We start from the raw sequence: 6531 nt of genomic DNA, 5'->3' as shown, positions 1-6531 counted from the left end.
TGAATTCGAAACCACTTTTGCAGATCTGGGCCTGAAGGCTCCCATCCTTGAAGCGCTTAACGATCTGGGTTACGAAAAACCATCTCCGATCCAGGCTGAGTGCATTCCGCATCTGCTGGACGGCCGCGATGTTCTGGGTATGGCCCAGACCGGTAGCGGTAAAACCGCAGCGTTCTCTTTACCGCTGCTGAACAACATTGATCCTGAGCTGAGAGCACCACAGATTCTGGTGCTGGCACCGACCCGCGAACTGGCGGTACAGGTTGCTGAAGCAATGACGGAATTCTCTAAACATATGCGCGGCGTAAACGTGGTTGCCCTGTACGGCGGCCAGCGTTATGACGTGCAGCTGCGCGCCCTGCGTCAGGGTCCGCAGATCGTTGTCGGTACCCCGGGTCGTCTGCTGGACCACCTGAAGCGCGGCACGCTGGATCTCTCTAAACTGAGCGGTCTGGTACTGGACGAAGCCGATGAAATGCTGCGCATGGGCTTTATCGAAGACGTAGAAACCATTATGGCGCAGATCCCGGAAGGTCATCAGACCGCGCTGTTCTCTGCCACCATGCCGGAAGCGATTCGTCGCATTACCCGCCGCTTTATGAAAGAGCCGCAGGAAGTGCGCATTCAGTCCAGCGTCACCACGCGCCCGGACATCAGCCAGAGCTACTGGACGGCCTACGGCATGCGTAAAAACGAAGCGCTGGTGCGCTTCCTGGAAGCGGAAGACTTTGATGCGGCGATTATCTTCGTGCGTACCAAAAACGCGACCCTGGAAGTGGCTGAAGCGCTGGAGCGTAGCGGCTATAACAGCGCCGCGCTGAACGGCGATATGAACCAGGCGCTGCGTGAGCAGACGCTGGAGCGTCTGAAAGACGGTCGTCTGGACATTCTGATCGCCACCGACGTTGCGGCCCGTGGTCTGGACGTTGAGCGTATCAGCCTGGTTGTTAACTATGACATCCCGATGGATTCCGAGTCTTACGTTCACCGTATCGGCCGTACCGGTCGTGCGGGTCGTGCTGGCCGCGCCCTGCTGTTCGTTGAGAACCGCGAGCGTCGCCTGCTGCGTAACATCGAACGTACGATGAAACTGACGATCCCTGAAGTAGAACTGCCAAACGCAGAACTGCTGGGCAAACGTCGCCTGGAAAAATTCGCGGCTAAAGTTCAGCAGCAGCTGGAAAGCAGCGATCTGGACCAGTACCGTGCGCTGCTGGCGAAAATCCAGCCGACGGCGGAAGGCGAAGAGCTGGACGTGGAAACGCTGGCCGCCGCGCTGCTGAAAATGGCCCAGGGCGAACGTTCTCTGATCGTCCCGCCGGATGCGCCGATGCGTCCTAAGCGTGAGTTCCGCGATCGTGATGACCGTTTCGAGCGTCGTGGCGACCGTAATGACCGTGGCCCGCGTGGCGATCGTGAAGATCGTCCGAAGCGTGAGCGTCGTGATGTTGGCGAGATGGAACTGTACCGCATTGAAGTAGGCCGTGATGACGGCGTTGAAGTTCGTCATATCGTTGGCGCGATCGCTAACGAAGGCGATATCAGCAGCCGTTACATCGGTAACATCAAGCTGTTCGGTTCTCACTCCACCATCGAACTGCCGAAAGGTATGCCGGGCGAAGTACTGCAGCACTTTACTCGCACCCGCATCCTGAACAAACCGATGAACATGCAGCTGATGGGCGATGCGCAGCCGCGCACTGAACGTCGTGGCGGCGGTGAACGTCGTGAAGGCGGCCGTGGTTTCGGCGGTGAGCGTCGTGAAGGCGGCCGTAGCTTCGGTGGCGAACGTCGTGAAGGCGGTCGTGGTGATGGTCGTCGTTTCAGCGGCGAACGTCGTGAAGGCCGTGCGCCGCGTCGTGACGATGCAGCTGCGCCGCGCCGTGATGACTCCGCTGGTCGTCGTCGTTTCGGTGGCGATGCGTAATTAGCGCAACACGCTAGCGTAAAGTAAATAATACAGCCCCGATCGCCATGATTGGGGCTTTTTTTATTCCTTTTGTACTCGTGTACTGGTACAGTGCGTCGCACCCATTGTGGGAAAGTTTTTTTGACTGGAGATTTCGGTAAATGGCGACACTAACCACTACGACCACCCGACCGTCCCTGTTTGGCGGCGTGGTGATTATCGGCGGCACGATTATTGGCGCGGGCATGTTCTCGCTGCCGGTGGTGATGTCCGGCGCGTGGTTCTTCTGGTCGCTGGCGGCGCTGGTTTTTACCTGGTTCTGCATGCTGCACTCCGGACTGATGATCCTGGAAGCCAACCTCAACTACCGGATTGGCTCCAGTTTCGACACCATCACCAAAGACCTGCTCGGCAAGGGCTGGAACCTGGTGAACGGCGTGTCGATCGCCTTTGTGCTGTATATCCTGACCTACGCCTATATTTCGGCGAGCGGTTCTATCCTGCACCATACCTTCAGTGAAATGTCGCTGAACGTACCGGCGCGCGCGGCGGGCTTCGGCTTTGCGCTGCTGGTGGCGTTTATTGTCTGGATGAGCACCAAAGCGGTGAGCCGCATGACGGCTATCGTGCTCGGCGCCAAGGTCATCACCTTCTTCCTGACCTTCGGCAGCCTGCTGGGACACGTCGAACCGACGACGCTGTTTAACGTCGCGGAGAAGAATGCCTCCTATGCGCCCTACCTGCTGATGACGCTGCCGTTCTGCCTGGCCTCGTTTGGCTATCACGGTAACGTGCCGAGCCTGATGAAATATTATGGTAAGGATCCGCGCACCATTACCCGCTGTCTGATTTACGGTACGCTGCTGGCGCTGGGTCTGTACGTGGTCTGGCTGCTGGTGACGATGGGCAATATCCCGCGTCCGCAGTTTATCGATATTGCGCAGAAGGGCGGTAACATTGATGTACTGGTGCAGGCCCTGAGCGGCGTACTGAATAACCGCGGCCTGGATCTGCTGCTGGTAGTGTTCTCCAACTTTGCCGTCGCCAGTTCGTTCCTCGGCGTGACGCTGGGTCTGTTCGACTATCTGGCGGATCTGTTTGGCTTTGACGATAGCGCGATGGGGCGCTTTAAAACCGCGCTGTTGACCTTTATCCCGCCGATGATTGGCGGGCTGGTGAAACCAGATGGTTTCCTTTACGCCATCGGCTATGCCGGCCTGGCGGCGACGGTATGGGCGGCCATTGTGCCGGCGCTGCTGGCCCGCGCTTCGCGTAAACGCTTCGGCAGCCCACAGTTCCGCGTGTGGGGCGGAAAAGCGATGATTGTGCTGATCCTGCTCTTTGGTCTCGGCAACGCGGTGGTGCACTTCCTGTCGAGCTTTAATCTGCTGCCGGTTTATCAGTAAGGTTAATACCCGGTGGCATAACATCCACCGGGCTGACGTTTGTGTTATCCCAACAGCTCCTCTTTCACCTGCATCGCTAAATCGAAAGAATGCAGACGCGCCTGGTGGTCGAAGATCTGGCCATTGACCATGATTTCGTCCGCCTCGGTTTCACGCAGAATGGACTCTAAGCCGTGGCGGACTTTCGTTTTATCGCCGACCAGCGACATGCTTAACGCCTGCTGCACGCCATACTGCTCGGACGCTGACCACAGCTGATGCATATTTTCCACCGGCGGCGGCAGCTGTCCGGTTTCGCCGCGCCGCAGCTTAACGAACGCCTGCTGCATAGAGGTAAAGAGGAACTCCGCATCGCGGTTGCTGTCGGCGGCGATAATATTGATACACACCATCGCGTACGGCTTTTCCAGCCGCGCCGAAGGTTTGAAATTGCTGCGATACAGATGCAGCGCCTGGAACAGCATATCCGGCGCGAAATGCGAGGCGAAAGCAAACGGCAGGCCGAGCTGCGCCGCCAGCTGGGCGCTGTACAGGCTTGAGCCCAGCAGCCACACCGGAATTCGTTCGCCATAGCCGGGAACCGGACGCACGTGCGGGTTCGGATCGCGGGCGTCAAACCAGTCCACCAGTTCCGCCACGTCGCGCGGGAAGTTATCGACATCGCCGCTCATATGGCGGCGCAGGGCGCGCATGGTCGGCTGATCGCTGCCTGGCGCGCGGCCAAGGCCGAGATCGATACGCCCGGGATAAAGGGTATTCAGGGTGCCGAACTGCTCGGCGATCACCAGCGGTGAGTGGTTGGGCAGCATCACCCCGCCGGAACCGAGATGCAGAGTGGTGGTATTGGCGGCGAGATAGCCTATCAGCACCGAGGTCGCCGCGCTGGCAATGCCGACCATATTATGGTGCTCCGCCAGCCAGTAGCGGTGATAGCCGCGCGATTCGGCCAGCCTGGCGAGATCCAGAGAGTGGGTAAAGGCTTCTTTGGCAGAAGAGCCTTGCGGGATCGGCGCCAAGTCGAGCACCGAGAACGAAACAGATTTGTCAGTCATAAAGGCTCACTTTGCTACAGCATCGTCATCAGATTGAAGGTCTTCTTCCAGCCTGGCGCATCCTGGACGCGCCAGCCAGAAAAGCTGCATCTTTAATAATGCATTAAAATCTGAGCACTGTTGTTAACAAAGTGAGCGGTTTATCAGGCTTGCAGCACCAGACCGGGCAGCCGTTTCCAGTAGCCGTTGCAATCACTATTGCTGGTAAGATCCAGTGGCGCAGCACCGTTTTCGTTGGCGCGGAAGGCCTCTAGCATAGCGAAGGTTTCGTTGCCCATCGGCGACAGGCGCACCATATCCACCAGGCCGTGCATCGAGGTTAACTCGTTGCCAAGGTTATAGACGTAGCCGCTCATCGTCTGGATACCGTTGAGCACGAACACCTGCTGGTTCTCCTGCGACAGCATGCTGCGTCCGGTCGGGTACTTGATGCAACAGGTTTCGCATTCGTCCTTTGGCCGGTCTTCCGAGCGGGCGGTAAAGCAGCGCGCGGAATAGGCCAGCGGCAGATGGCCGTAGCTCAGCACTTCCACTTCAAACTGGTTGCGAATACCCAGCTCTTCGCACTGGGTCAGTAAATTTGCCAGCCAGTCGCGGGAAAGCTCTACCGGCATGCACCAACGCATCATGCCTTGTTTCAGCAGCAGGCGCAGAGTGACGGCGTTATAGCAGTTCAGCGCATGCCCAGCAACGAACGGCAGCTTGCGTTCGGCGCAGAGGTTCACCACGCCAAGGTCGCTGGCCTCAATCAGGAACTCGCCATTCTCGACATAGCGCTTCAGTTCGCCCAGTTCGGAAGAGGCCTGCACCAGCGCGAGGGTAGACAGCACCACCTGTTTGCCGCTACCGGCCAGCGCTTTTGCCATCTCGATCCAGTCGCCAACTTTGGTGGCGCGGCGTTTGCTGCACACGGCTTCGCCGAGATAAATGGTGTCGGCGCTGCTGTTTGCCGCCTGCTGGTAAAAATCTTCCAGCGTCTCTTTTGGCCAGTAGTACAGCACCGGCCCTAATGAATATTTCATGTTTCTCACTGCCATTTACGGTGATAGGCGCCAAGGGTGGTTTGCGTCCCTTCGGACATCGAACCAAGGGTTTCCATCCAGGCGGATTGCGGCACAAAATTCTGCGGATCGGCTTTGCAGCGGTCGATCGCCTGGCGCCAGACTTTCGCCACCTGGGTGACGTACGCTGGGCTGCGCTGACGGCCTTCGATTTTCACCGAGGCGATATTGGCGGCCATCAGCTCCGGCAACAGCTCCAGGGTGTTTAGGCTGGTGGGTTCTTCCAGTGCGTGATAGCGCTCGCCATCGACCAGATAGCGGCCTTTGCACAGCGTCGGATAGCCGGCGTTTTCGCCATCCTGATAGCGGTCGATCAGCACCTCATTAAGGCGAGATTCCAGCCCCTGCGGCGTTTGCTGCCAACGCACGAAGCGGGCAGGTGAACAGGCGCCGACGGTATTCGGCGATTCGCCGGTCAGGTAGGAAGAGAGATAGCAGCGGCCTTCCGCCATGATGCACAGGCTACCGAAGGCGAAGACTTCCAGCGGCACCGGCGTGGCACGGGCCAACTGCTTCACCTGGTGAATAGATAACACTCGTGGTAGTACGACGCGTGCCACGTCAAAGTTGCGATGATAGAAGCGAATGGCCTCTTCATTGGTGGCGGAAGCCTGCACCGAAACGTGACGCTCAATGTGTGGATAACGCTCCGCGGCATACTCCAGCATGGCGATATCGGCCAGGATCAGCGCATCGGCGCCCAGCTGGGCGGCCATGTCCACCGCGCGCTGCCAGCGGGCGTAGCCGTCGGGATGGGCGAAGGTGTTGATCGCAATATGTAGCTTACGACGGTGCTGATGCACAAAGCTGACGGCTTCCTGCAGTTTCTTTTCGGTGAAATTAAGGCCGGCAAAGTGGCGGGCGTTGGTGTCATCTTTCAGCCCGATATAGACGGCATCGGCGCCGTTTTCGATGGCCGCCTTAAGCGCCGGAAGGTTACCGGCTGGGCAGAGCAGCTCCATAATTTTTCCTGAAAAATGCGGCCCGTCAGGGACGCTGAATGGTTAACGAGCAGGGATTTTAGTTAACCTTCTGGTGACAATTTTTGATTTGAGGCAGTTAAAAGTGTATTGGTGGCGCCAATAACTGGCGGCCGTCATCGC

5 protein-coding genes are annotated in these 6531 nt (G+C 58.2%); 2 read left to right on the top strand and 3 right to left on the bottom strand.

The genetic code is table 11. The features are described from left to right. Both CW267_RS17700 and mtr read left to right on the top strand, forming a co-directional pair. The coding region (locus CW267_RS17700) for a DEAD/DEAH family ATP-dependent RNA helicase (RefSeq protein ID WP_101148643.1) at nucleotides 1–1927 on the top strand (1927 nt) is incomplete at its 5' end. Nucleotides 1928–2070: 143 nt separating this feature from the next. Continuing rightward, nucleotides 2071–3315 carry a tryptophan permease gene (mtr, locus tag CW267_RS17695; RefSeq protein ID WP_008806624.1) on the top strand — a complete coding sequence of 415 codons (1245 nt, stop codon included), beginning with the start codon at nucleotides 2071–2073 and terminating at the stop codon, nucleotides 3313–3315. A gap of 44 nt (nucleotides 3316–3359) precedes the next feature. On the opposite strand, the gene CW267_RS17690 is transcribed toward mtr, so the two are convergent. The 3 genes from CW267_RS17690 to ubiU all read right to left on the bottom strand — a co-directional run bounded on the left by CW267_RS17690 (nucleotide 3360) and on the right by ubiU (nucleotide 6390). After that, nucleotides 3360–4367: a luciferase-like monooxygenase gene (locus CW267_RS17690; RefSeq protein ID WP_038421844.1), complete on the bottom strand. Its 1008-nt coding sequence runs from the start codon at nucleotides 4365–4367 to the stop codon at nucleotides 3360–3362. A gap of 143 nt (nucleotides 4368–4510) precedes the next feature. Further along, nucleotides 4511–5389 carry a U32 family peptidase gene (locus tag CW267_RS17685; protein ID WP_012540484.1) on the bottom strand — a complete coding sequence of 293 codons (879 nt, stop codon included), beginning with the start codon at nucleotides 5387–5389 and terminating at the stop codon, nucleotides 4511–4513. Nucleotides 5390–5394: 5 nt separating this feature from the next. Next, entirely contained in the window at nucleotides 5395–6390 is a 996-nt protein-coding gene (gene ubiU / locus CW267_RS17680) for a ubiquinone anaerobic biosynthesis protein UbiU (RefSeq protein ID WP_004206164.1), read from the bottom strand. Nucleotides 6391–6531: the final 141 nt, after the last annotated feature.

Source organism: Klebsiella sp. X1-16S-Nf21 (genome assembly GCF_002837615.1).
Lineage (GTDB): Bacteria > Pseudomonadota > Gammaproteobacteria > Enterobacterales > Enterobacteriaceae > Klebsiella > Klebsiella variicola.
The sequence above is the reverse complement of the archived record's forward strand: the minus strand, read 5'-3'. Positions and strand labels throughout refer to the sequence as shown.

What these genes read in the sequence shown, in the direction of transcription:
- mtr (WP_008806624.1), top strand. Translation starts at nt 2,071, where the DNA reads ATGGCGACACTAACCACTACGACCACCCGACCGTCCCTGTTTGGCGGC.
- CW267_RS17690 (WP_038421844.1), bottom strand. Translation starts at nt 4,367, where the DNA reads ATGACTGACAAATCTGTTTCGTTCTCGGTGCTCGACTTGGCGCCGATC.
- ubiU (WP_004206164.1), bottom strand. Translation starts at nt 6,390, where the DNA reads ATGGAGCTGCTCTGCCCAGCCGGTAACCTTCCGGCGCTTAAGGCGGCC.
- CW267_RS17685 (WP_012540484.1), bottom strand. Translation starts at nt 5,389, where the DNA reads ATGAAATATTCATTAGGGCCGGTGCTGTACTACTGGCCAAAAGAGACG.